The following is a 395-nucleotide window of genomic DNA, read 5'->3' as shown; positions in this document are numbered from 1 at the left end:
CTACCGAGCATCGACTTGACGACCGTAGGCGACGGCAACATCAGTGTTGACGAAGCAGACGAAGTGACCTTGTCAGGAACCACGACCAACGTAGAAGACGGTCAGAAAGTGACCTTGACCGTGACCGACAGCAAAGGCAACACAGCCTCGTTCGAAGCGACCGTTCAAGATGGCAAGTTCAGCACGACCGCAGACCTACAGGTAAGGGTCTGGTTGATGGCGCGATCAGCGTGAAAGCGGACGTGACGGACAGCGCGGGCAACCCAGCGAGCGACACAGAAAGCGCGACGTTGGATGCGGACAATGCGGATCTACCGAGCATCGACTTGACGACCGTAGGCGACGGCAACATCAGTGTTGACGAAGCAGACGAAGTGACCTTGTCAGGAACCACG

General features: G+C 57.2%; 1 protein-coding gene. It reads left to right on the top strand.

Annotated elements, in window-relative coordinates:
* A partial coding sequence (locus CIK04_RS32670; protein WP_176463510.1) for a hypothetical protein occupies positions 1 to 234 on the top strand: 234 nt, incomplete at its 5' end.
* Between the last annotated feature and the right edge of the window lie 161 nt (positions 235 to 395).

It is taken from the genome of Vibrio sp. 03_296, from assembly GCF_002265885.1.
This window is presented reverse-complemented; position numbering and strand designations above follow the sequence as displayed.